The 23,144-nt window shown below is 63.3% G+C and carries 19 protein-coding genes; 12 read left to right on the top strand and 7 right to left on the bottom strand.

The features are described from left to right. The first annotated feature begins 107 nt into the window (after window positions 1-107). Entirely contained in the window at window positions 108-1,322 is a 1,215-nt protein-coding gene (locus tag ACFFNA_RS07825) for an MFS transporter (RefSeq protein WP_378917162.1), read from the top strand. Here the strand turns inward: ACFFNA_RS07825 and dgcA are convergent. Next, window positions 1,293-2,276 carry an N-acetyl-D-Glu racemase DgcA gene (gene dgcA / locus ACFFNA_RS07820; RefSeq protein WP_378917160.1) on the bottom strand — a complete coding sequence of 328 codons (984 nt, stop codon included), beginning with the start codon at window positions 2,274-2,276 and terminating at the stop codon, window positions 1,293-1,295. The genes ACFFNA_RS07825 and dgcA overlap by 30 nt on opposite strands. 78 nt (window positions 2,277-2,354) lie before the next feature. On the opposite strand from dgcA, the gene ACFFNA_RS07815 reads away from it, so the two are divergent. From ACFFNA_RS07815 to ACFFNA_RS07800, 4 genes are all read left to right on the top strand, one after another. Further along, entirely contained in the window at window positions 2,355-3,542 is a 1,188-nt protein-coding gene (locus ACFFNA_RS07815; RefSeq protein WP_378917158.1) for an MlaE family ABC transporter permease, read from the top strand. A 2-nt stretch (window positions 3,543-3,544) separates the two neighbouring features. Next, window positions 3,545-4,360, top strand: coding sequence for an ABC transporter ATP-binding protein (locus tag ACFFNA_RS07810; RefSeq protein ID WP_378917157.1), 816 nt, complete (start codon window positions 3,545-3,547; stop codon window positions 4,358-4,360). A gap of 14 nt (window positions 4,361-4,374) precedes the next feature. Then, window positions 4,375-5,748: an MlaD family protein gene (locus ACFFNA_RS07805; RefSeq protein WP_378917155.1), complete on the top strand. Its 1,374-nt coding sequence runs from the start codon at window positions 4,375-4,377 to the stop codon at window positions 5,746-5,748. A 77-nt stretch (window positions 5,749-5,825) separates the two neighbouring features. Beyond that, on the top strand, window positions 5,826-6,434 hold the full coding sequence (locus ACFFNA_RS07800; RefSeq protein WP_378917153.1) for an ABC-type transport auxiliary lipoprotein family protein: 609 nt from the start codon (window positions 5,826-5,828) through the stop codon (window positions 6,432-6,434). Window positions 6,435-6,605: 171 nt separating this feature from the next. Here ACFFNA_RS07800 and ACFFNA_RS07795 read toward each other — a convergent pair whose 3' ends face one another. After that, the gene (locus ACFFNA_RS07795) at window positions 6,606-12,968 is read right to left on the bottom strand and encodes a kinesin (protein ID WP_378917151.1); all 6,363 of its coding nucleotides are present in this window, start codon (window positions 12,966-12,968) and stop codon (window positions 6,606-6,608) included. Between the two features lie 269 nt (window positions 12,969-13,237). On the opposite strand from ACFFNA_RS07795, the gene ACFFNA_RS07790 reads away from it, so the two are divergent. The 3 genes from ACFFNA_RS07790 to ACFFNA_RS07780 all read left to right on the top strand — a co-directional run bounded on the left by ACFFNA_RS07790 (window position 13,238) and on the right by ACFFNA_RS07780 (window position 15,240). Continuing rightward, the gene (locus ACFFNA_RS07790) at window positions 13,238-13,606 is read left to right on the top strand and encodes an Hpt domain-containing protein (RefSeq protein WP_111546417.1); all 369 of its coding nucleotides are present in this window, start codon (window positions 13,238-13,240) and stop codon (window positions 13,604-13,606) included. 98 nt (window positions 13,607-13,704) lie between these two features. Then, window positions 13,705-14,025: a 2Fe-2S iron-sulfur cluster-binding protein gene (locus tag ACFFNA_RS07785; protein ID WP_111546418.1), complete on the top strand. Its 321-nt coding sequence runs from the start codon at window positions 13,705-13,707 to the stop codon at window positions 14,023-14,025. A 186-nt stretch (window positions 14,026-14,211) separates the two neighbouring features. Beyond that, window positions 14,212-15,240 carry an NAD(P)/FAD-dependent oxidoreductase gene (locus ACFFNA_RS07780; RefSeq protein WP_378917149.1) on the top strand — a complete coding sequence of 343 codons (1,029 nt, stop codon included), beginning with the start codon at window positions 14,212-14,214 and terminating at the stop codon, window positions 15,238-15,240. A 72-nt stretch (window positions 15,241-15,312) separates the two neighbouring features. On the opposite strand, the gene ACFFNA_RS07775 is transcribed toward ACFFNA_RS07780, so the two are convergent. After that, window positions 15,313-16,764 (bottom strand): MDR family MFS transporter, encoded by a 1,452-nt coding sequence (locus ACFFNA_RS07775; protein ID WP_378917147.1) that lies wholly within the window; start codon window positions 16,762-16,764, stop codon window positions 15,313-15,315. Between the two features lie 230 nt (window positions 16,765-16,994). Beyond that, complete coding sequence (locus ACFFNA_RS07770; RefSeq protein WP_167458647.1) at window positions 16,995-17,612, bottom strand: DUF922 domain-containing Zn-dependent protease; 618 nt, start codon at window positions 17,610-17,612, stop codon at window positions 16,995-16,997. Window positions 17,613-17,751: 139 nt separating this feature from the next. Between ACFFNA_RS07770 and folP the strand changes: the two genes are divergently transcribed. From folP to folK, 3 genes are read left to right on the top strand one after another with little or no spacing between them, the layout of a single operon-like run. Further along, on the top strand, window positions 17,752-18,603 hold the full coding sequence (gene folP, locus ACFFNA_RS07765; RefSeq protein ID WP_378917145.1) for a dihydropteroate synthase: 852 nt from the start codon (window positions 17,752-17,754) through the stop codon (window positions 18,601-18,603). A gap of 3 nt (window positions 18,604-18,606) precedes the next feature. Beyond that, the gene (gene folB, locus ACFFNA_RS07760; protein ID WP_056582260.1) at window positions 18,607-18,966 is read left to right on the top strand and encodes a dihydroneopterin aldolase; all 360 of its coding nucleotides are present in this window, start codon (window positions 18,607-18,609) and stop codon (window positions 18,964-18,966) included. Then, entirely contained in the window at window positions 18,950-19,462 is a 513-nt protein-coding gene (folK, locus tag ACFFNA_RS07755) for a 2-amino-4-hydroxy-6-hydroxymethyldihydropteridine diphosphokinase (RefSeq protein ID WP_378917143.1), read from the top strand. The genes folB and folK overlap by 17 nt, the downstream gene beginning before the upstream one ends. 27 nt (window positions 19,463-19,489) lie before the next feature. Here the strand turns inward: folK and ACFFNA_RS07750 are convergent, their stop codons facing one another. Beyond that, on the bottom strand, window positions 19,490-20,035 hold the full coding sequence (locus tag ACFFNA_RS07750; RefSeq protein ID WP_111546422.1) for a DUF924 family protein: 546 nt from the start codon (window positions 20,033-20,035) through the stop codon (window positions 19,490-19,492). A gap of 14 nt (window positions 20,036-20,049) precedes the next feature. Beyond that, window positions 20,050-21,885 (bottom strand): monovalent cation:proton antiporter-2 (CPA2) family protein, encoded by a 1,836-nt coding sequence (locus tag ACFFNA_RS07745; RefSeq protein WP_378917141.1) that lies wholly within the window; start codon window positions 21,883-21,885, stop codon window positions 20,050-20,052. Window positions 21,886-22,131: 246 nt separating this feature from the next. Between ACFFNA_RS07745 and ACFFNA_RS07740 the strand changes: the two genes are divergently transcribed. Then, complete coding sequence (locus ACFFNA_RS07740; protein WP_056582264.1) at window positions 22,132-22,398, top strand: hypothetical protein; 267 nt, start codon at window positions 22,132-22,134, stop codon at window positions 22,396-22,398. A gap of 132 nt (window positions 22,399-22,530) precedes the next feature. Here the strand turns inward: ACFFNA_RS07740 and ACFFNA_RS07735 are convergent, their stop codons facing one another. Then, complete coding sequence (locus tag ACFFNA_RS07735) at window positions 22,531-23,085, bottom strand: hypothetical protein (protein WP_111546424.1); 555 nt, start codon at window positions 23,083-23,085, stop codon at window positions 22,531-22,533. Between the last annotated feature and the right edge of the window lie 59 nt (window positions 23,086-23,144).

Raw genomic sequence — 23,144 nt, 5'->3', positions numbered from 1 at the left:
TTTTGGGATTAATCGATTAGGCCAACCGGTTTCGTCCGGTTTTCGCCCATGTTAAGGGATCGACACACGTTGCCGTCCGGTCGAGTGCAGCGTTATTGGATCGATTCATGTCGCTGCCGCCGCTTTCGCCCGAACAACTCGTCAAGCCGCGCCATTTCGAACTGCGCATGAGCCTGATCTTCGCGACGCTGTTCGTGCCGCTCGGAACGCATCTGCCCTATTTCCCGCTGTGGCTGCAGGCCAAGGGTTTCCACGCCGAGCAGATCGCCGTCATTCTGGCGGCCCCGATGTTCCTGCGCGTGGTGACGACGCCGTTGCTGACCGCACTGGCAGACAGGGCCAGGGATCGCGCCGATGTCTATGTCGCGCTGGTGGCGGCGTCGCTGCTGCTGTCGGCCGGTTATTTCCTGACGCCGACCTACGCCATGGTGCTGGCGGTTTCACTGGCGCTGACCATTGTCTGGACGCCGCATTCGCCGATCGCCGATTCGCTGGCGCTGTCGGGTGTGCGCCGCTTTGGCTCGAACTATACGAGCATGCGCAAATGGGGCTCGATCTCCTATCTGTTCGCCAATGTCGCCGGTGGCTTCATCCTGTCGGCAACCGGTTCCGGGGCTGTTCCGGTGATCATTTTCGTATCGCTTGCCGCTGCCCTTGCCGCCGGCTTGCTGGCGCCGCGTCTCGGCCGTCCGCGACGTGCCTCGCCGCTGTCGGCCACCGACATCCAGCACGCGGCACCGAAGCTTCTCAACCCATATTTTCTGTATTTTTCCATCGGTGTCGGCGTCATCACCGCCAGCCACGCATTCCTCTACGGCTTCGTCTCCATCTATTGGAAATCGATCGGCCTCAGCGATTCGATCGTCGGCCTTTTGTGGGCGTGGGGCGTGGTGTCGGAAGTCTGTATGTTCATGATGTTCACCCGCTTTTTCGGCTCGTTCTCGGTCGTCTCGATCATGGTAATGGCGGGGATCGGGTCCATCGTGCGCTGGATCGCCTTTCCGCTTGTCTGGCCGCTCGGCCTCGGCGTTGCCGGATTCTTCGGCGTCCAGACGCTGCATTCGGTCTCGGTGGCGCTGGTGCTGATCGGCCTGCAGAAGATGATCGGCGAAACGGTCTCCGAGGAGCGTACAGGTGCTGCGCAAGGCATCGCCTATTTCTCCAACGGCTTCTTCATGGCGGTGGTGACGCTGGCGTCCGGCCCGCTCTACGACCGTTTCGGCGTCGATGGCTTCTTTGCCATGATCCCGATCGCCTTGATCGGACTGGGGCTGATCGGGCTTGCGGCGCGCTCAGCCCCACAGCGCCGTATCAGGCGGTGACACCAGCGATCCGTGGTAGACGAGCCCAGGCGCACGGTCGCGGGCAAGCAGCAGCGGACCGTCGAGGTCGACGAAATCGGCATCCTGGGCGAGCAACACGGCCGGCGCCATCGCCAGCGACGTGCCGACCATGCAGCCGACCATCACGCCGAAACCGAGTTCGCGGGCGCGATCGCGTAGCACCAATGCCGCTGTCAGCCCGCCCGATTTGTCGAGCTTGATGTTGACGGCATCGTAGAGGCCGACAAGCGCTTCGAGATTCCCGGCCTCATGCACGCTTTCATCGGCGCAGATCGGCACTGGGTGCGCGATATGGCGCAGGATCTCGTCGTGGCCGGCCGGCAGCGGCTGTTCGATCAGCGCGATGCCCTGCTTGGCGGCGAAGGCGAGGTTCGCGACGATGTTGTCGTCGGTCCAGCCCTCATTGGCGTCGAGGATGATGCGGCTGTCGGGTGCGGCTTGCCTGACGGCGCGGATACGGGCGATGTCGTTGTCGCCGCCGATCTTGACCTTGAGCAGCGGCCGCGCCGCATTGGCGCGCGCCTGCGCCGCCATCGCCTCCGGTTCGCCCAACGACAACGTGTAGGCCGTTTCAAGCGCTCGTGGCGAAATGGCGCCAATGGCAGCCGCCACCGATGTACCGCTGATCTTTGCCTCCAGGTCCCACAGGGCGCAGTCGATGGCGTTGCGGGCAGCTCCGGCCGGCATGGCTTCGAGCAAGGCACTCCGGCTGATGCCGCCGGCGATCCGCTCACGCATGGCTTCGATCGCCTCGCTCACGCCGTCCATGGTCTCGCCATAGCGTTTATAGGGAACGCATTCGCCACGACCCGTGTGGCCGTTCTCGCTGATCGTGCAAGTGATGACTTCGGCTTCGGTCTTGGAACCGCGTGAAATGGTGAAGGTTCCGGCGATCGGGAAACGTTCTGCTTCAACAGAAATGACACGCGCCATATTTTTCTGCTCCGGCTATGCAACAACGGGCGAGTCGGCAAATCGACAGCTTGGTTTCGTCAGGCTAAACAGGACGCCATGTTGACCATCGGCAAGCGCGACGCAAGCGGCACGACCGCGGGGGAGGCTGACCACGAACCGCGCGTGGCGATCGGCGAGGAGGACGGCGTTCTCGGCTGCGCCTTCTCGGGAATCTGGACGACACGGACCGTCGCGCTGATCGACGCCGACATGCGCAAGATCGAGAAACGAAGTGGTTTCAAGACCTTGGCGCTCGATCTTTCCAATATCGAGAAGATGGATACCGCCGGCGCCTGGCTGATTGACCGGCTGGTCAGTGCCTTCGAGAAGAAGGGCGTCAAGGTCAGCATGCAAGGCCAAAGCGAGATCGCTACCATCCTGCTCGACGCGGTGGGCGAGGCCGTTCGGCGCGAACCCGAATCCAGCGCCGCCGGTCCGCCCAACATCATCATTCGCGCGCTGGAGGCGGTCGGCCGGCGCGTCTACGAAATGCGCGACGACTTCCTCGCCTCGATGAACATCCTTGGCGCCACCATCCGCGGCGCGCAGATGAAGCTCGGCCGTGGCCACGCCGTCAACCCGGCGGCGATCTTCAACCAGATCGACCGCATGGGCGTCGGCGCCATACCGGTGGTGGTGCTGATGTCGGCGATCGTCGGCGCCATCGTTGCCCAGCAAGGCGCCTATCAGCTCAGCTATTTCGGCGCCGATATCTTCGTCGTCGACCTGGTTGGCGTGCTGATCCTGCGCGAGCTCGGCGTGCTGATGACGGCGATCATGATCGCCGGCCGCTCCGGCAGCGCGATCACCGCCGAGATCGGCTCGATGAAGATGCGCGAGGAGGTCGACGCGCTGAAGGTCATCGGCCTCAACCCGATCGGCGTGCTGGTCTTTCCGCGCCTGGTGGCGCTGGTCATCGCCTTGCCGTGCCTGACCATCATCGCCAATTTCGCAGCACTCGGCGGCGGCATCGTCGCGGCTTGGCTGTACTCCGATATCGCGCCAGCCGCGTTCATCGACCGGCTGCGCGTCGCCATCGATCTCAGCACCATTTTCGCCGGCCTGATCAAGGCGCCGTTCATGGCCATGATCATCGGCACGATTGCCTCGGTCGAAGGCATGAAGGTCGGCGGCAGCGCGGAATCGCTCGGCCAGCACGTGACCGCCTCGGTGGTGAAGTCGATCTTCGTCGTCATCATCCTCGACGGGCTTTTCGCCATCTTCTACGCAGCGATCGAGTTCTGAAAATGGCGGTGCGCAGCAGGACAAAGGCGGTCGCGGACCAAACGGGCGAGAGCGACATCGTGCTGACCGCACACAACATCACCGTCTCCTTCGCCGACAAGCTCATACTCGACAAGCTGTCGCTCGATATCCGGCGCGGCGAGATCCTTGGCTTTGTCGGTGCCTCGGGTGCCGGCAAATCCGTCCTGTTGCGAACCATTCTCGGCCTGACGCGCAAGCAGTCGGGCACGATCAAGCTGTTCGGCGTCGATGTCGGGAAGGCGAGCGATGTGGAGCGCCTGCGCATCGATATGCGGCTTGGCGTGCTGTTCCAGCACGGCGCCCTGTTTTCGGCGCTGACGGTGCTGGAAAACGTCCAGGTGCCGATGCGCGAATATCTCGACCTGCCGCGAAAGCTGATGGACGAACTGGCGATGCTCAAGGTCGAGCTGGTCGGGCTGCCGCCGGACGCCGCGCAGAAATTCCCGTCCGAACTTTCCGGGGGCATGATCAAGCGGGCGGCGCTGGCACGGGCGCTCGCGCTGGACCCCGATATCGTCTTCCTCGACGAGCCGACATCCGGCCTCGATCCGATCAGTGCGGCGGAATTCGACGAACTGGTCGTCAAGCTGCGCGATACGATGGATCTGACGGTTTATATGGTGACGCACGATCTCGACACGCTTTTCACCGCTTGCGACCGCGTGGCCGTGCTCGGCAACAAGAAAGTGCTGGTCGAAGGCACCATTGACGACATGCTGAAGAGTGAGGAGCCGTGGGTAAAATCCTATTTCCGCGGAAAACGCGCCCGGCAACTTGATCTTGCGGCGCGCGCATAGCCATAAGTGGGACAATGGAAACCAGAGCCAACTACGTCATTGTCGGCATTTTCACGCTGGCCGCGATCCTGGCGGCGTTTGCCTTCGTCTACTGGACGGCGGCGATCGGCGACAAGGGCGAGACCACGTTGCTGCGCGTGCGTATTCCAGGCTCGGCTTCCGGGCTTGGCCGCGGTAGTTTCGTGCTGTTCAACGGCGTCAAGGTCGGTGATGTCAGGCGCGTCTATATCGACGTCGACAATCCGACAGTCGCCATCGCCGACACCGAGATCGATCGCCTGACGCCGATCACCAAGTCGACGCAGGCCGATATCGGCCTCGCCGGCCTCACCGGACAGGCCAATATTGAACTCAAGGGCGCCGACCCCAAGGAAGTAAAGCTCCTCGACCAGGCCGAAAAGGAAGGCAAGGTCGCTGAGATCATCGCCAACCCCTCCGCCGTGACCAATCTGCTGCAGACTGCGCAGAACATCTTCACCCGCGCCGACAAGGTGCTCACGGAGCTCGAAGGCTTCACCAAGGACGTTCGCGGGCCGCTGACGCAGACTGTGCAAAATGCGCAGACATTCTCCAATGCGCTGGCCAAGAATTCGGACGGTATCGACAAATTCCTATCCAGTGTCAGTACGCTCTCCGACGAGCTGAAAGGCGTTTCCGGCAAGCTCGACGGCACGCTGAAAGCAGCGGAAGGTCTGCTCAACGCCGTCGACAAGGACAAGATCAAGAGCATCGTCGCCAACGTCGATACGGCAACCGCGAATCTCAAGGAAACGTCGACGCAGCTCGACGGCGTGATCAAGAATGTCGACACGGCGGTCGGGTCCGTCAACGATTTCGCCAAGCAGACGCAAGGCACCCTGGCCAAGGTCGATGGCGTGCTCGACGGTATCGATCCAGCGCAGGTCCGCTCCGCACTGGCCAACATCCAGAAAGCCAGCGAAAACGCCGACAAGGCCGCCGCCGACATCGCTGAGGTGACCGACAAGTTCGCCGACCGGGCCGACGATATCGACCAGACGATCAAGGATGCCAAGCAACTCGCGCAGCGGCTCAACGACGCTTCTGTGCGTGTCGACGGCATCCTCGCCAAGGTCGACACTTTGCTCGGGTCGGGGCAGGCCAACGGCGTGATGGCCGACGCCAGGGATACGCTGAAGTCGTTCAAGCAGGTTGCCGACACGTTGAATGCCCGGCTGGGCGTCATCACCGACAATCTGGCGCGTTTTTCGGGCCAGGGGCTTTCGAATGTCGAGGCGTTGGTGCAGGACAGCCGCCGTTCGATCAGCCGCATCGAGGAGGCCGTAACGGATCTCAGCCGCAATCCGCAGCGCATCCTTTCGGGTGGCGATGGCGAGGTTCGGCAGTTCGATGGCAGGGCGCGGCGTTGACTTCGGCTTCGGCGCGCCCCAAGAACATGAGCCGCGAAAGCGGGTCGATCTTACGATCCGGGGACAACGGGGATCGCGTGAAGTCTGTGTGGGTGAGAACGGGCGGGTTGACATCGGCTGCGGCACTGCTTGCCCTGACGCTGGCCGGCTGCGCGGTGTTGGGCGGCAAGCCTGCGCCGCTCGATACGTTCGAGCTGTCGGCGCCGTCGGTCGACGCGCATGGCCATAGCCGCCGACAAATCCTGATCGCGCAGCCGTCGGCGCTCAAGGCGCTGGACAGCCAGAACATCGTCATCAAGCCATCGGATCGCTCGATCCAGTATCTCAAGGGCGCGCAATGGGCCGACCGGCTGCCGCTGATCGTGCAGGCGCGGCTGGCCGAGACCTTCCAGCGTTCGGGCAGCTTTGCCGGCGTCGGCAAGCCGGGCGAGGGCCTGGCGATCGACTATCAGGTGATCGTCGAGGTCCGGTCTTTCGAAGTTCGGGTCGACGGCGGCGAGCACGCCGAGGTCGACCTGTTCGTGCGTATCCTCAACGACCGCAATGGCGAGGTGCGTGCCTCCAAGAGCTTCACCGCATCCGCACCGGTTTCGGGCAGCGGCAATCCTGCCTATGTCAGTGCGCTCGACAGTGCTTTCGGCGATGCCGCCAAGCAGATCGTGCGCTGGACGGATTCGGTCATCTGATCGCCGTAAACGCTTGATCGCGCACCGTTTCCGATAACGCTGATGCCGAGGCTCTGATGTCTGAGGCCCTGCAAGGGACGCGCCGCCGCAGACGCGCCAACGTCGCAAAATCGGTAGCAAAGAAAAAGGCGGGAAATTTCCCGCCTTTTTGTCTTTTGCCCTATCGGATGATCAATGCAGGCGGCCGCTGGCATGGGCCAGCATGGTGTAGACCTTGCCGGTATCGGATGTCAGGTAGGTCTGCGCCATGATGTTGTCGCGGTCGTTGCGCGAGACATCCTTGAGCAGCTTCTCGAAATCGTCGCAGTAGCGGTCGACCGCGGTGCGGAACTCGGCCTCCGCCTGATACTTGCGGCGGATCTCGTCGAACGTCTGCTGGCCCTTCAGTGTGTAGAGCCGCCGGGTGAAGACGTCACGCTCGCCGCGCCGGTAGCGGTTCCACAGCTCGATCGAGGCGTCGTGGTCGATGGCTCGCGCGATGTCGACGGAAAGCGAGTTCAGCGATTCCACGACATGCAGCGGCGAGCGCTGGGCAGGAGCCGCGCGCGGTGCTTCCGCGGGCGTTGCCGGCCTGGCGTCCTCTTCGCGCGATGCCCCGGTCAGGAGATCGCGCACCCAGCCGCCCTGTGGTGTGCGTGCGCCGGCGTCAGCACGCTGTCGCGGTGCCGCCTCGGCTGGACGCTCCATGTCGAGCGTGCCGCGCAGTGCTGCGCCGCCCAACGGGGCCTGTGGTGTGCGCAGCTCCGGCTGCGGTGCCGGTGCGCGCCGCGGTGGCTCGGCAGGGCGTGCGGCCGGCGCTTGTGGCGCCGGGCGCAGATTGCGTTGCTCGGAGGCATCGCCGCCGCCGCGACCGGACTTCGCAACGATGTCCGAAAGCTCTTTCAGGGCGTTGATCTGCTCGGAAACGGCGCGGCGGATGGCCGAGGTCGATTCCTTTGCCTCTTCCGGCATCTCGATGACGCCCTTCTTGAGCTCGGCGCGGGTAAGGTCGAGCTCGCTCTTGATCGAGCCCGCGGTGCGCCGCATCTCCTCGGTCGCGTCGGCGAAGCGCTTGGTCGCCGAATCGACGACATCGGTGATGGCGTTGCGGATCTTGTCGGCCGACTCCATCGTCTTGCCCTCGGCGTTCTGCAGCGTCTGGCCGACGAGATCTTCGAACGAGCGCATGACCCTTTCGAGATCTTCCGACTTCTTGACCAGGCCGACGGCGAGATCCTCGAGCGACGACTGCCTTTCGAGCGTGTGCTCGAGGTTGCTCTGGGCCGAACTCAGCAGGTCCGAGGCACTGGACAGCAGGCGGCTGTGTTCGTCGAACTTGGTTGCGATCGAAGCGACCTCGCGCAAGGTGGACGACGACAGTTCCGTCAGCCTTGTCGTGTTCGAATCGACCAGCCGTGCCGAGCTGGCGAAGGTTTGCGCGGCTTTCTCCGTGGTGGCGGCGAAGCTTTGCGTGCTGCCGCTCAGGCGTTCGTCGACCTGGCCGAGATTGACCGCGGCCTGCTCGATCAACTGACCGAGCTGCGAACTGGACGTGGTCATGCGGCCAATAAGGTCGGCGACGCTGTCGGACAGCGACGAGCGGGCGCCCTCGACCGCCGACAACGTCTCGGCGGTGCGGCTGGCGAGCGCGTTGACAAGTGCGGCATTCTCGCTGCGCAGCTTCTCGGTGGCGCGTTCGGTGACCTCTTCCATGCTCTTTTGCAGTTCCGAGCCGCCCTGGGCGAAGCGCTCGACCAGCGGCCGCGCGGTTTCGTCGAGGATCTTCGACATTTCGGCCGAACGCGCCGCGAGCATGGTGTTGAGCTCGCGTGTGTTGGCGCCGATCGTCTTGGCGGCATCGTTGGTGCTCTGGCCGATATGCTGGCCAACCGCGGTGAAGGTCTCCGCGATCACATTGGCGCGCGAGACGAGTTGCGCCTCGGCATTCGCCACCTGCTCGTGGATCTTCTGGCCCATGGTCTCGGCCGTGTAGGCGAGGCGGTTCTCGACGCCTGAGACCTGCTCTTCGACACGGGCCGCCGCAGCCGCCGCGCTCGATGCGAGGCGCTCGTCGGCGCCGACAAGTGCCTGTTCGATTTCGCGGGCATGCACGGCCATTTCCTGACCGGTCCGCCTTGCGCGTTCGGCGACCCTCTGCTCGGTGTCGGCAAAGGCGCCGACGATGGTTTCGGTATGCTCGCCGATCGTCGACGAGCTGCTGGCGATGCGCGACACCAGACGCTGATCGGCTTCGTCGAAGATGCGGCCGATTTCCGAGGCACGGCTCGACAGCGCTTCCGAACCTTCGGCGATGCGCGAGACCAATTGCTGGTCGGCGGCATCGAAGATACGGCCGAGATCCGATGCACGTGCGGCAAGCGCCTCGGCCGATTCGCCGATACGCACACCGAGCCGCTGATCGGCGCCTTCGAAGTTGCGCAGGATGTCGCCGGCGCGGGCGGCCAGCGAGTGTGCGGTTTCGACAGCGCGGGCGACCAGCTTCTGGTCTGCCGCATCGAATGCGCCGGCAATTTCGCTTGCACGGGCGGTCAACTGATCGGCGGTTTCCTGGGCGCGGGCGGCGAGCTTCTGGTCCACTACGTCGAAGCTGCCGGCGATCTCGCTTGCACGAGCAGCCAGTTGATCAGCGGTTTCATGGGCACGGGCCAGCAACGAGCTGGAGGTGTCATCCGCGCGGGCAAGCAAGGCGCTCGACGTATCTTCCGCACGGGCGTGGAGGCGACGATCGGCCTCCTCGAAGGTGCGGGCGATGTCTTCGGCCCTTGCCAGCAGGGCGGCGGAGGTCTGCTCGGCGCGCTCGGCGATCTTGCGGTCGGCGTCACTGAACGCAGCACCGGCCTGCTCATGCAGCGTGCTGGTGACCTCCAGGACCTTTTCGCGCAACGCGCCGGCAACGAAGACCGCACTCTTCTCGAGCACGGCTCGGACGTTGTCGACGCCTGTCGAGAGCGCACGCTCCATGGTGCCGGCGCGCTCCTCGATGACGCCGGTCTGGCGGCTGAACGCCTGCTCGATCTTCTCGACATCGGCAGCGATCGCCGCAGAGATATCGGTGCTCCTGGCGGCGATCTGGTCGATATGGCCCGACAGCGAGCGGTCGACGTCCTGGCGGGTCTCGGCGAGCTTACCGAGATCGTCTTCCAGCGCGCGGGCCAGCATATTGCGGCCTTCCGATAGCTTGCCGACATGTCCGGCGATGATGTCGTCGATATCGCTGCGGCTTGCGGAAAGCTTCTGCAGGTCGGCTTCCAGCGCACGCTTGAGGATATCGCGGCCTTCGGCGAGCTTCTCGACCTGGCCGGCGACCAGTCCGTCGATGCTGGAACGACTTTCCGCCAGCTTGGCGAGATCGTCTTCGAGCGCCTTCGACAGGGTCGAGCGCTCCCCGACCAGTCTTTCCGCGTGGTTGTTGACCAGGCCGCTGACGTTTTCGAGATCAGACTCAAGTGCCCGGGCGAACTGTGCCCGGTCATCGATCAGTTTCTGCGACTGGTCGGCAACGGTGCTCTTGATCGCATTGAGGTCGGCTTCCAGCGCGCGCCGCAGGATGTCGCGGCCTTGCGACAACTTCTCGACTTGACCGGCAACCAGCCCGTCGATGCTGGAACGGCTTTCGGCCAGCTTGGCAAGATCGTCTTCGAGCGCCTTCGACAGGGTCGAGCGCTCCTCGACAAGCCGTTCCGCGTGGTTGTTGACCAGGCCGTTGACGCTTTCAAGATCAGCCTCGAGCGCACGGGCGAACTGTGCCCGGTCATCGACCAGTTTCTGCGACTGGTCGGCAACGGTGCCCTTGATCGCATTGAGGTCGGCTTCCAGGGCACGCCGCAGGATGTCGCGGCCTTCCGACAACTTCTCGACTTGACCAGCGACCAGCCCGTCGATGCTGGAGCGGCTCTCCGCCAGCTTGGCGAGGTCGTCTTCAAGGGCCTTCGACAAGGTCGAACGATCCTGAACCAGCTTGTTCATGTGGTCGGCGATGACGCTGTTCACATTCTGCAGGTCGGTTTCCAGCACCCGCGAAAGCTGCCCGCGATCCTCGGCCAGCCTTTCCGACTGGCTGGCGATGACGCCCTTGATCGTGTTCAGATCGGATTCCAGCGCCCGCTTGAGAATGTCGCGGCCTTCGGCCAGCTTCTCGACCTGACCGGCAACCAGCCCATCGATGCTGGAGCGGCTGTCGGCCAGTTTGGCAAGATCAGCCTCGAGCGTCTGCGACAGCAGGCTGCGATCCTCGGCCAGCCGTCCCGAATGGCTGTCGATCAGGCCGCGTATGCTGGACAGATCGTTGTCGAGCGAATGGGAAAGCTGCGTGCGGTCGTCCGCCAGCTTGGCGGAATGGACTTCGATGAGGCTCTTGATGCCGGTGATGTCGTTTTCCAGCGCCTTGGCGAGCACGGCGCGACCCTCGGCGATCTTCTCGACCTGGCCGGCGACGAGCCCGTCGATGCTGGCGCGGCTGTCGGACAATTTGCCGAGATCGGCTTCCAGGGCGCGCGACAGGATGCTGCGACCCTCGGCAAGCTTGCCGACGTGTCCGGCAACCATTTCATCAATGATTGTACGAGTTTGTACCAGTTTCCCGGAGTCTTCATTCAAGGCATTGGAGAGCCTGTTGCGGCCTTCTTCCAGCCTTTCAAGATGGCTGCCGAGCGACGCATCGATGGCCGCCCGCGATTCATTGACCTTGCGCAGGTCCTCTTCGAGGGCGCGCGCGATCAGGCTGCGGCCTTCGGCCAGCTTCTGCACCTGATCGGTCACCGCCGCATCGATGCCGGCGCGGCCTTCGTCGAACCTTGCCAGGTCGGCCTGCATGGCCTCGGCCATGCGCTCGCGGCTTTCGGAAAGCTTGCGGCTGTGGTTTTCGACGGCTTCCTCGATGCCGACGCGAGCGTCGGCGAGCCGCTGGATGTCGCTATCGAAGGAACGAGAGACGACATGACGCGCGGCTTCCATGCGGCCGGCGAAGTCGCTGGCGCGGGCTTCGAGCATGGAGGAGGTCGAAGTGACGATGTCGGCCATGTCGGCGCCGATCTGGGTTTTGCCCTGATCGATCATCGCCGACAGCGTGTCCTTGCTCTCGGCAAAGGTGTGCGCGATTTCGCGGGCACGCTCGACCAGCGTCTCGTTGATCTGGCGGGCGCGGGCCTCGAGCGCCGCGTTGAGCTTCTGCGTTCCGGTGTCCAGTGCCTCGGCGCGAGTCTGGAACTCACTGATCAGCGCCTGGCCGCGCTCGGCGAGCGTCCGCTCGATGCCGTTGAGGCTGGCCTCGAATTCGGAATTGAGGGTGCGCGCGGCGCCGCCAAGCAGAGACACCATGCCGGTGGTGCGATCGTCGAGCAGATCGGTCAACGACCGCGTCAGGCCGTCGGTGGTGTCCGTCAGTTTGGCGATGCGGGTGTCGAGAAGGCTGGCGAAGGCCTCGCCCGAGGTCGACAGCTTGTCGGTGATCGTATCGAGCCGGCCTTCCACCGAATCGAAGATCGACATCGAGCTTTCATTGATGCGGTCGATGAGCGTGTCGCCGGAATTGGTGATCGTCATCGACAGCTTGGTCGACGCATTGAGGATGCTGTCGCGGATGATGTCGGAGGCAGCGCCGATCTCATCCTTCAGCGTCTCATGCGCGCCGGTGATCGAGGCGCGGACGCGCTCGGCGTGGCTGACAACGGCTTCACGCTCGCTGCCGAGCCCGTCGACCAGCGAACGGATGCGGGATTCGTTCTCCGAATAGGAGCGCTCGATCTGGTTGACCTCGCTGTGAACCAGCGTTTCCAGTTCGACGGCGCGGGCGAGCGTGCGCTCGATGCCTTCGCCCATGGCGGCAACCTCGCGACGAACGGCCTGGCCGATCATCATGACGCGATCCTGGGCAAGGTTTTCCGGCTCGGTCAGGCGGAAGGCCACTTCGGTCATCGACTGGGCGGCGATGCGCATTTCCTGGGCGCGGCGAATCATTGCCGCGAAGGCCCAGAACAGGATGACGGGCACGATCGCCGCTACTGCCAGGCCGATCAGTTCGGGACGGGCAAGAAACTGGTCGAGCGTGCGGATTCTCCAGATGCTCGGTCCGAAAAGGAGGTTGGCCAGACCGCCTGCACCGGCGAACCAGGCGAGCGAGACAAAGGCAACGACCCAGTAAATGGTGTTCGAGGCACGCCTGTTGAGGCTGTGCAGGAGCGTCTTATAGTCCTTCTGGCGATCGTCGTTGGCCGGCGCGAAACCGGCGGGCTGGGCGCCATTGCGTGTCTCGACGGGGCGCAACTCGGCAGGCTTGGGCTGGGGCGCGGGTTTCGCGGACTGCTGGCTTTGCGCGGCCTGACTCTGATTGACCGCGGGCACCGGCTTCTCGTTGCGTCCCTCGCGCGCCAGTTCGTCGGCGGCCTGGGATATCTGCGCTTCCAGATCTTCCATCGAAGCCGCGATGTCGAGCTCGCCGTCGCCGGTATCGCTGCTGAGGTCTAGATCAAGCGCCTTTTCGAGTTCCCTGGCCACGTCGTTGTCGAGAGTTCTCGTCGTCGTTGGTTTCTTTGCCATGCCTTCTACCCTGTACTAGCTGCCGCGGGCTTATAATTGTGTTTGTCGTACCCCGCGCAGGAGGCTGAAAATGGACCCCTCGTATCGTAATGACACAGGGGGGTAAAGAAAACATGCATTCCGCGAGATACGTAAAACTTTAAATATAAGGTTAACGGAAGCGTGATTTGGGCGCCGCTTTCGCAACATTTTTCCAGGCCACTCATTAACCCGTTGTCCACTGGAATCGCCTAGCTTTTTGGGCGATCGAAGAAACGGAGTTCGAGTTCATGCGTGGCGAAAGCGGCATTGCCTTCTCAATGCCCGGGGGCGACGTATCCGGACCCAGGCGGTCGCGGCCGGTCGATTTGGCACATCTTGCCCGCCAGACCATGGGCGACCGCAGCCTCGAGCAAGAGGTGCTGGCGCTGTTTGTACAACAGGCGCTGTCGGTGCGCGACAAAATAGTCGATGCCGACATCAAGGACCGGCTTCTGCTGGCGCATGGGCTGAAGGGTTCGGCACGGGGTGTCGGTGCCTTTGCCATCGCCGATTGCGCCACCGAGATCGAGCACCGGCCGGAAGACAACCAGACGCTCGGGCGGCTTGGTGTCCTGATCGACGAAGTGCGCGATTTCATCGCCGCCATCAGTCGCTGAACCCGGTTTGCGGAAAAACGTCACCGAGCGGCGCTTTCGCGCGCAGTTGACTTGTCTGCCGGAGTGATTATCTCGGGCGAGACTCCTTCAGGTGACAAATGACCAAGCTGACTTTCATCGCCCATGACGGCACACAATTCGACATGGACGCCGAAAACGGCTCGACGGTCATGGAGAACGCGATCCGCAACGCGGTGCCGGGGATCGAGGCGGAGTGCGGCGGCGCCTGCGCCTGCGCGACCTGCCATGTCTATGTCGACGAGGCCTGGACGGCGCAAGTCGGCGAGCCGGAAGCGATGGAAGAGGATATGCTGGACTTCGCCTATGAGGTCCAGCCGAACTCGCGGCTGTCGTGCCAGATCAAGGTGCGCGACGCGCTGGACGGTTTGGTCGTCCGGGTGCCGGCCCGCCAGGGCTGAGACACCGATTTTTGCCGGCTGCTGCTTGGCAGCGGCGCATTGCTCATGCAGTGTCACGCGGTTTCCGCTACAGCGCCGCGCGTCCTCTTGGGCGCGCAAAGGACGCTGTAGCACTTTTATTTGGCGCATGATCCTTTCCGAAAATCGGTTCCGATTTTCGGGGTCATGCGCAGCGAGGCACACCGCATGACCGACATCACCAAGACAGACGTCCTCATTGTCGGGGCAGGGCCGGTCGGCCTGTTTGCCGTGTTCGAGCTCGGTCTGTTCGACATGAAGTGCCACCTGATCGACATCCTCGACCGGCCGGGCGGCCAATGCGCGGAACTCTATCCGGAAAAGCCGATCTACGACATTCCAGGCTGGCCTTCGATCTCTGCGCAGGGGCTGGTCGACAGACTGCTCGAGCAGGTCGCGCCGTTCAAGCCTGACTTCACCTACAACCGCATGGTTTCCAGCCTGGAAAAGCTGGAGGACGGCAGCTTTCGCGTCACCACCGACGAAAATGAGGTGTTCGAGGCCAAGGTGGTGGTGATTGCCGCCGGCGGCGGTTCCTTCCAGCCCAAGCGGCCGCCGATCCCGGGTATTGAACCCTATGAAGGCAAAAGCGTCTTCTACTCGGTACGCAGGATGGACGATTTTCGCGGCCACGACCTTGTCATTGTCGGCGGCGGCGATTCGGCACTCGACTGGACGCTCAACCTGCAGCCGGTGGCGAAGAGCGTGACGCTGGTGCACCGGCGGCCCGAATTCCGCGCCGCACCCGACAGCGTCAACAAGATGTATGCCATGCAGGAGATGAAGCAGCTGGAGTTCCAGGTCGGGCAAGTGACCGGACTGATCGGCGCGGACGGCCAGCTCTCATCGGCTGTCATCAAGGGGCCGGACGGAGATGTCGAGGTGCCCTGCACCCGCATGCTGCCGTTCTTCGGCCTGACCATGAAGCTCGGGCCGATCGCAGAGTGGGGGCTCAATCTGCACGAGAACCTCATTCCGGTGGATACCGAGAAGTTCCAGACGTCGGTGCCAGGCATCTTCGCGGTCGGCGACATCAACTGGTATCCCGGCAAGCTGAAGCTGATCCTTTCGGGCTTCCACGAGGTGGCGCTGATGGCGCAGGCTGCCAAGCGCATCATCAGCCCCGGCGAGCGGATCGTGTTCCAGTACACGACCTCGTCGACCAGCCTGCAGAAGAAACTCGGCGTCGTCGGCTGAGCCGCCGGACCACCTCAGCGTTGCGCCAGCCGTCTGTTTCCGCACAATTCCTGGCCGAAACCGTGAATTGCCCTATTCCGCCATCACCGGTGCATGCTCGGCCTGACCGCGAAGCGGTATTTCGGGCATCAGGCCGAGTGCGACCAGCGCCATGAGCAGCGTCGCCGCGGCGACAAGGAAGATCATCTCGAATGGCGCGGCTGAAATAACCTGTCCGATGGCCAGCGTGCCTTCACCGGCAAGCGGCAGGCCGTAGCCAAGGGCGACAGCGCCGAGCATGGCGACACCCAGCGCGCTGCCCAGTGAGCGCAGGAAGGTGAGCACGCCGGTTGCGACGCCAAGGTGCGCGCGATCGACAGCGTTCTGGACCGATACGGTGGCAACCGGGAAGGTCGTTCCGCTGCCCAGACCGACGCAGATCGTCAGGATCTCGACAACCAGCAGCGAGGCGTTCCCGGCGACAAAAGCGAGCAGGCCGAGGCATATCATGGCAAAGAGCACACCAACCATCGCGATCCGCTTGTAGTGGGTGAAATGCTGTAGCATGCGCCCGCTGAGTGTCGCGCCGGCCACGGTGCCAAGCAGCAGGCCCAGCATCGCCAGACCCGACTCGCTGACGGAGAGACCGACGATCGACTGCAGATAGACAGGCAGGTAGACCGCCAGACCTATGTTGGCGGCCTGCAAAAGGAACACAGACAAGGTGCCGGCGAGAACGACTGGGTTGCCGAGCACCTCAAGCGAGATGAGTGGTTCAGCCGCGCGCAGCAGACGCAGTGCGAAAGCAGCCCAGAAAACCACTGAAGCGGCCAACAGCCCGAGAATTTCGCGCGACAGCCATGGATATTCGCTGCCGCCCCAGTTGAGCGCCAGCAGCAGCAATGCCGTGGCCGCGACAAGCAGCAGCGCGCCCAGGCCGTCGATGCGATGCTGCTTTGCGGCGATCGGCAGCTTCTTGAGCGGCTTGTTGATGATCGCCATGGCCAGCAGGCCGAGCGGAACGTTGATCCAGAAAATCAGCGACCAGTGGAGATGTTCGGCAAATGTACCGCCGAGCAGCGGCCCGGCGATGCTGGCGACCGCCCAGGTGCCGGAGATCCAGGCGGTGTAGCGCGCCCGCTCGCGTGGCGGCACAAGGTCGCCGATGACGGTCTGCGTCAAGGTGAACAGGCCGCCGCCACCAGCGCCCTGGATCGCCCGTCCGACAACCAGCACAAACATGTTGGGGGCCATGGCGCTGACCAGCGATCCCAGGAGAAAGATCAGGATTGCCGCATAAACAGTTGGCCGGCGGCCATAGACGTCGGAAATCTTGCCGTAGAGCGGCGCCATGGCGGTCGCGGTCAAGAGGTATCCGGTGACGATCCATGGTAGATATTGCGCATGGCCGAGCGCATGCCCGATGGTCGGCATGGCAGGTGCGACGATGGTCTGATCAAGTGCCGCCAACAGCATCGACAGGAGCACGCCGGCGATGATGGCGTTCTTTTCGGTTTCGGTCAGTGGCGTGCCGGTTTCCACCATCGTTTGCTTGTCGACAGCCTGGTCCCCGTAAGCTTGCGATTGACCGGCCTTGTTCGGCCCTGTCCGGTCCTTTGACCATTTTGATTGCATTGGCGTTTTGAAGCCCGTGCCTGGCGAGCCTGATATATGTCGTCCCGTATAGGCCGATTTCGACAGGCGCCCGAAAGTTTTTCGAAGCTGGCACTACGCTTCAGTGAATTTGGCTTTCGCCGGCGCCGCTGGTTTTCGAGTCAGGCCGGCGGCAGCTGACCACTCTCGATGCGTTCGATGCGATAGCGCAGCAGCCGCAGGATGCGGCTTTCGAAATTGACGCTTTCGACACGATCGAACTGCACCTGTGCCCGGTCATGCCTGGCAAGAACGGCCGCGGTGATTTCGGCGGCCTTGGCCTTGGCGGCGTCGCAATTCTTTTGCGGGTAGGCGGCTTTCAGGTCCTCTTCGAGTTCGCGGCCATGGTTTTTGGCAATCTCGACATGGCGCTCCTCATGGCGCTTAATGTCGGCGGCCAGCGTGTCCCAGAACAGCCTGACATCGGCATCGGCCTTGCGCGGACGGCGCCATTCGGGGAGGATCACCTTCACCTTGACGGTCACCACCGCGTCGGCGATCCGGCAGGAGTTCGATGTCTTCGCATAGCTTATTCGGGTGGTGAAGGCCATCTGCGTGGCGCCCGGGTGCCGCGTGCCCGTGCTTTTCACCTCCGGCCCGCGTTTGGAGAGTTGTGCCTCGATGTCGTCGAGGGTGCTGCCGCCGATGGCGAAATAGCTGTACGTCTTGACGAGATTGGCCGCACCGGCCGGGACGGCAGTGGCGGCAAGCAGCAGCGCACAGAGCAGGGATGGTTTCATGCCAAGCATGGATCGTTTCATCATGTTGCCTCTTCGATCACCTTGCTTTACGGCCGTTGCCAGCGCAACGGAATTGATCCGCTGCGGATCACACCTCGTTGATGAGCCTCTTGGTTGATGAGCCTATGGTTGCTGAGCAATGACAGCTAGGCGATGGCACTTGGCGCATGGACGCCATCTCGACCTTGGCGGCAAGGCCGTGGTGGTCGGCATCCTCAATGTCACGCCCGACAGCTTTTCCGACGGCGGTCTGTTCGACGCCCCCGAAAAGGCGCTGGTCCAGGCACGGCGCATGATCGGGGAAGGGGCACTGGTCGTCGATGTCGGCGGAGAATCGACCCGCCCGGGTGCCGCCGCGATATCGCCGAGCGACGAACAGGCCCGCATCCTGCCGGTGATCGAAGCGCTGGCAAGCTCCGGCGAGGTGCTGATTTCGGTCGATACCTATCGCGCCGACACCGCCCGGCTCGCGGTGGCCGCCGGCGCGCATATCGTCAACGATGTCTGGGGTTTGCAGCGCGAGCCCGACATTGCCCGTGTCGCCGCCGACGCCGGCGCCGGGCTTGTGATCATGCATACCGGGCGGGACCGCGAGAAGCTGCCGGACGTGATTGCCGATCAGTTGGCGTTCCTGCGAAAATCGCTGGAAATCGCCCGTCAGAATGGCGTTGCCGACGACCATATCGTGCTCGATCCCGGATTCGGCTTCGCCAAGGAGACGGCGGAGGAAAATCTCGATCTGATGGCTCGCTTTTCCGAGCTCAGTGCGCTCGGCTTGCCGCTGATGGCCGGCACCTCGCGCAAGCGCTTCATCGGCACCGTCACCGGCCGCGACGCGGCTGACAGAGGTGTCGGAACAGCGGCGACCAGCGTCATCCTGCGGCTCAAGGGCGCCGATCTGTTTCGCGTCCATGATGTCGCATTCAACGTGGACGCGCTGGCGCTCGCAGATGCTATGCTGGCGCGTCAAACCGACTGGGCGAAAGACTGAGCGATGTATGTCATCCGCATGAAGAATTGCGCATTCTTTGCCCGGCACGGCGTGCTGGACGAGGAGGAAAGGCTCGGCCAGCGCTTCTATGTCGATGCCGCTCTTACCGTTGATCCCGGCCGGGCGCTTGTCGAGGATTCCATCGAGGACACGGTCAACTACGGTATCGCGTTCACGGTGATCGAAAAGATCATCACGGGGCAGCGCCGCTTTCTGATCGAATCCCTGGCGCTCGAGGTGGCCCGTGCGCTGACAGCGCGTTTTCCGCAGATCAAAAAGGCCGAGATCACCGTGCGCAAGCCCAACGCCCCAGTCCCCGGTGTGCTCGATTACGTCGAGGTGACCGTTGTCTGGCCCGAATAGCACCGTCTATCTCAGCCTTGGCGGCAATCTTGGCGACCCGGCGAAATCGATGGGCGCGGCGCTGCGCATGCTGGATGCCGACGCGGATACGCGCGTTACCGGCGTGTCCTCGCTCTATCGCACGCCACCCTGGGGCAAGCTCGATCAGCCGGATTTTCTCAATGCGGCTGCCGCAATTTCCACCGGACTTGCGCCACGCGCCTTGCTCGACCTTTGTCTCGATGCCGAACGCCGGCTGAAGCGGGTGCGCGAGGAGCGCTGGGGGCCGCGGCTGATCGACATCGACATTCTGGTATTCGGCGACCGCGTCATTCACGAGACGGGACTGGAAGTGCCGCATCCGCGCATGCTGGAGCGCGCCTTCGTGCTGGCGCCGCTGGCAGAGATCGCGCCGGGCCTGGTTGTCGGTGGCCGCAGCGTTGCGGACCGGCTGGTCGCGGTCGACACTTCCGGTATCGAGCGATTGCCATCCGGCCGCGATTGGTGGCTGGTCTGACGCTTGGGGAGGCGGCAGCAGGGCCTTTTAACCGGAGAAGCCGCCGCCATCCAGGAACCCCTGCTCATGCGGCGTGGTCTCGCGGCCAAGCATCCTGTTTCGGTGCGGGAAACGGCCGAAATTCTCGATGATATCGCGGTGCTCGACGGCGTATTTCAGATAGGGCTCGGCCCTGGCCCGCGTCAGCTCGACCGATATGTGCTGGTCGGCGAGCAGCTCCGAGTGCTCATACGGCAAATAGAGGAAGACGCGGACGTCCTCGTCGAGCGCCAGATCATGGCCCGCCGCGATCGCCTTTGCAGCGAAATATCTGGCCAGCGGATCGGTCGCATACATATGGCCGGTGGCGCGAAAACAGTTCCGCGGAAACTGGTCGAGCAGGATCATCAGCGCCAGCGAGCCTTCGGCGTGTGCCGACCAGTCGTCGCATTCACGCCGCGCGGCTGCGTAGTGCAGATCGAGAAAGCGGTTGCGGAAGTCGGCATCGAAAGCCTCGTTCTTCTCGAACCATGCATCCTCGCCGGCGTCGCGCCAGAATTTGGTGACCGACAGGGCTCTGCTGTCCAATTCCATGCATAATTCCTTGTTCAATCCGCGGGTTCGGATTTGTGCAAAACACCGGCCGTCTCTTCATTGAGTGCCTGGCCGGTACGGCGCGGCTGGGTGAGGGGTGTGGGGATGGGCGTGCCGATATTGCCCCTCAAGAAGCGTTGTCCGGCGCGAACACCTTCGGCGAGCTGGGTTTCGAAACGGGCGGTGTCGCGACGTCGCACATCCTCAATCACCTCGGCCACGTCTTCGGGATCTATGCCGAGCGACTCCAGCGCCGAGCCTCCGAAAACCAGCGCCGATTCGAAGGTTTCGCGCAGCTGGAAGTCGACGCCGGCACGAATGAGCTGCAGCGCTGTTCCGCGGTCGAAAGCCCGGGCCAGCACGGTGAGCAGTGGGAATTCGGCCTTGATCAGCTGGGCGATGCGAACGGCCACATCAGGCTTGTCGACGCAGATCAGCACGGCGCGCGCCCGGCCTGCACCCGCGGCGCGCAGGATATCGAGTCGTGTGCCGTCGCCATAATAGACCTTGAAGCCGAAATCGGCCGCCGCCTGGATCATCTCCACATCATTGTCGATGATCGACACGTCGATGCCGCGCAGCAGCAGCGGCTGGCTGGCGATCTGGCCGAAGCGGCCAAAGCCGATGATCAGCACGCTGCCGGTCAGGCCATCGGCGACGTCGACCCCGTCGAGCGACTGCTCGTCGCGCGGCGTGAGATATCGCAGCGCGATGATCGCCAGCGGCGTCAGCACCATCGAGATGATGACGATCGCCGTCAGGGTCGCGTTGGCCTGGTTGTCGATGATGCCGACCGCGGCGGCTGCCGAATAAAGCACGAAGGCGAATTCGCCGCCTTGCGCCATGAAGACCGCACGTTGCAGCGCTTCGCGATGGCCGGTTTTCAGGACCCGGGCGACGATGTAGATGCCGAGCGCCTTCATCACCATGTAGGCGACGACATAGATGGCAATCAGCCGCCAGTTCGCGACCACCACATGCAGGTCGAGCGACATGCCGACGGCGAGGAAGAACAGGCCGAGCAGGATGCCGCGGAAGGGTTCGATGTCGGCTTCGAGTTGATGGCGGAAGGTCGATTCCGACAGCAGCACGCCGGCCAGGAATGCACCCATCGCCATCGACAGGCCGCTGAGCTGCATGGCGAGCGCCGATCCGAGGACGACCAGAAGGGCGGCAGCCGTCATCACCTCGCGGGCACGCGCATCCGCCAGGATGCGGAAGAACGGATTGAGCAGATAACGGCCTGCCAGTACCAGTCCGACGATCGCGGCAAGGCCGATGCCGACCTCGGTGACGCGCTCCGTCAGGCTGGTGTCGGCGCCGCCGGGCGCCAGGAACGCGATCAGGGCCAGCAGCGGCACGATGGCCAGGTCCTCGAGCAGCAGCACCGACACGATGCGCTGGCCTTTCGGCTCGGCGATTTCGCCGCGTTCCTCGAGAAGCTGCATGACGATCGCCGTCGAGGTCAGCACGAAGCCGGCGCCTGCGACGAAGGATTGCGAGATTGGAAACCCTCCCGCCACGCCAACAGCGGTCAGCAAGACCGCGCAGACGCCGACCTGCAGTGCGCCGAGGCCAAAGATCTCGCGGCGCAAACCCCACAGTCGCGACGGCTGCATTTCCAGTCCGATGATGAACAGGAACATCACCACGCCAAGCTCGGCGACATGAAGAATGGCTTCCGATTCGGAAAAGACGCGGAGACCAAACGGGCCGATCACCACACCGGCGGCCAGATAGCCGAGAATCGAGCCGAGGCCCATGCGCTTGAAGATGGGAACGGCGACGACGCCGGCTGCAAGCAGCGCTACCACCTGAACCAGATCCCTGCTCGATGCCTCTACAGCCATGCCACCATTCCGCTCGTTTGAGGACCGATTCCGATTTCGGAGTTCTATGACAAGGGGCGAAGATAGGGGCTTCGGTGGGGATCGAACAGCCCGAATCCGGATCACCGGCGATGTTGCAGGCGCGTAATACAAGTTGACGCCGGGACCGCGTTGCATCTTGCCACAATCGAAGGCTAAGGACGCTCGGCTTCGGCCATTGGAGGGTGAGCGACGATCAAGTCGAGCCCTTTTGAGGAGATGACTGACATGAAGAAGTTTTTGTTTGTTGCCGTCGGCCTGGCGGTGCTTGCCGGTTCGGCTTGCTCGAAGGCGCCTGAGTGCACGGCCGAGATCGCAACCAAGAAAGCGCAGGACATGGCTGCCGCGCTGCAGGAGGCGATCACCAAGGACCCGTCCAAGGCGGCTGATCTGACGGCCAAGGTGCAGGCGGTGACTACCAAATATCAGGGCGCCACGACATTGGCCGACGCCTGCAAGGCCTATGACGAGGTGACGGCCGCGATCAAGGGTTAAGCGCCTGGTTCAAGCGGTTTAAACGAGGCGGCGACCGTTGGGTCGCCGCCTTTTTTGTCTTTGTTTTTGTGCATGTTGTTCCGCCAAAAGCGGGGCCACTTTGGGCGACATGCATCAGGGATCGGTGATTGTTCAGTTCGGCGCGATGGAACCGACTTCGACGGCATCGACGCGCTTCAGGCTCATGCCGATCACCGGCACCAACTGGTCGTCGACGCGCACCGCAATGGTCACCGTCATCGAATTGTCGTCGGGGATGCGGGCCTGCATGACGCCGCGCAGCTGGTTGCGGTTGATGGTGAAAACGACCTTGCGGGCATCGACGACATTGCCGCCGATGATGTCGAGGCCGGAACCGGTCGCGCCACCCATGAAGCTGCCCTTGTAGCCCTCACGGCCCTTGCGCTCGATCTTGGCCGACATCTGCTGGGTGAACATGCCGACCCGGCAACCGCCGTCGAGTGACATGCCGACCTTGCCGTCCGGCGTCGAGCCGGTGAAGCTGCAGTTGAATTTGGTGCCCTTGTATTTGCCGGCGACGATTTCGCCGGGGCCGATCCATTTGCCTTCGGCCGACTGGAAGAACTGCTTGTCCGGTTCCGCTGCGGAAGCCGCTCCGGCAATACCGACGAGTGCTGTGATCACGGTTGCCAGCGGCAAGACGCTGGACAGAATTACACTTTTCATCGACGACACCCGGCAACAAAGAGGCTGTTTGGAACCCGTCTGACCATGAACAAGATTGG

Origin of the sequence: Mesorhizobium kowhaii (assembly GCF_042431665.1) — a bacterium.
GTDB lineage: Bacteria > Pseudomonadota > Alphaproteobacteria > Rhizobiales > Rhizobiaceae > Mesorhizobium > Mesorhizobium kowhaii.
This window is presented reverse-complemented; position numbering and strand designations above follow the sequence as displayed.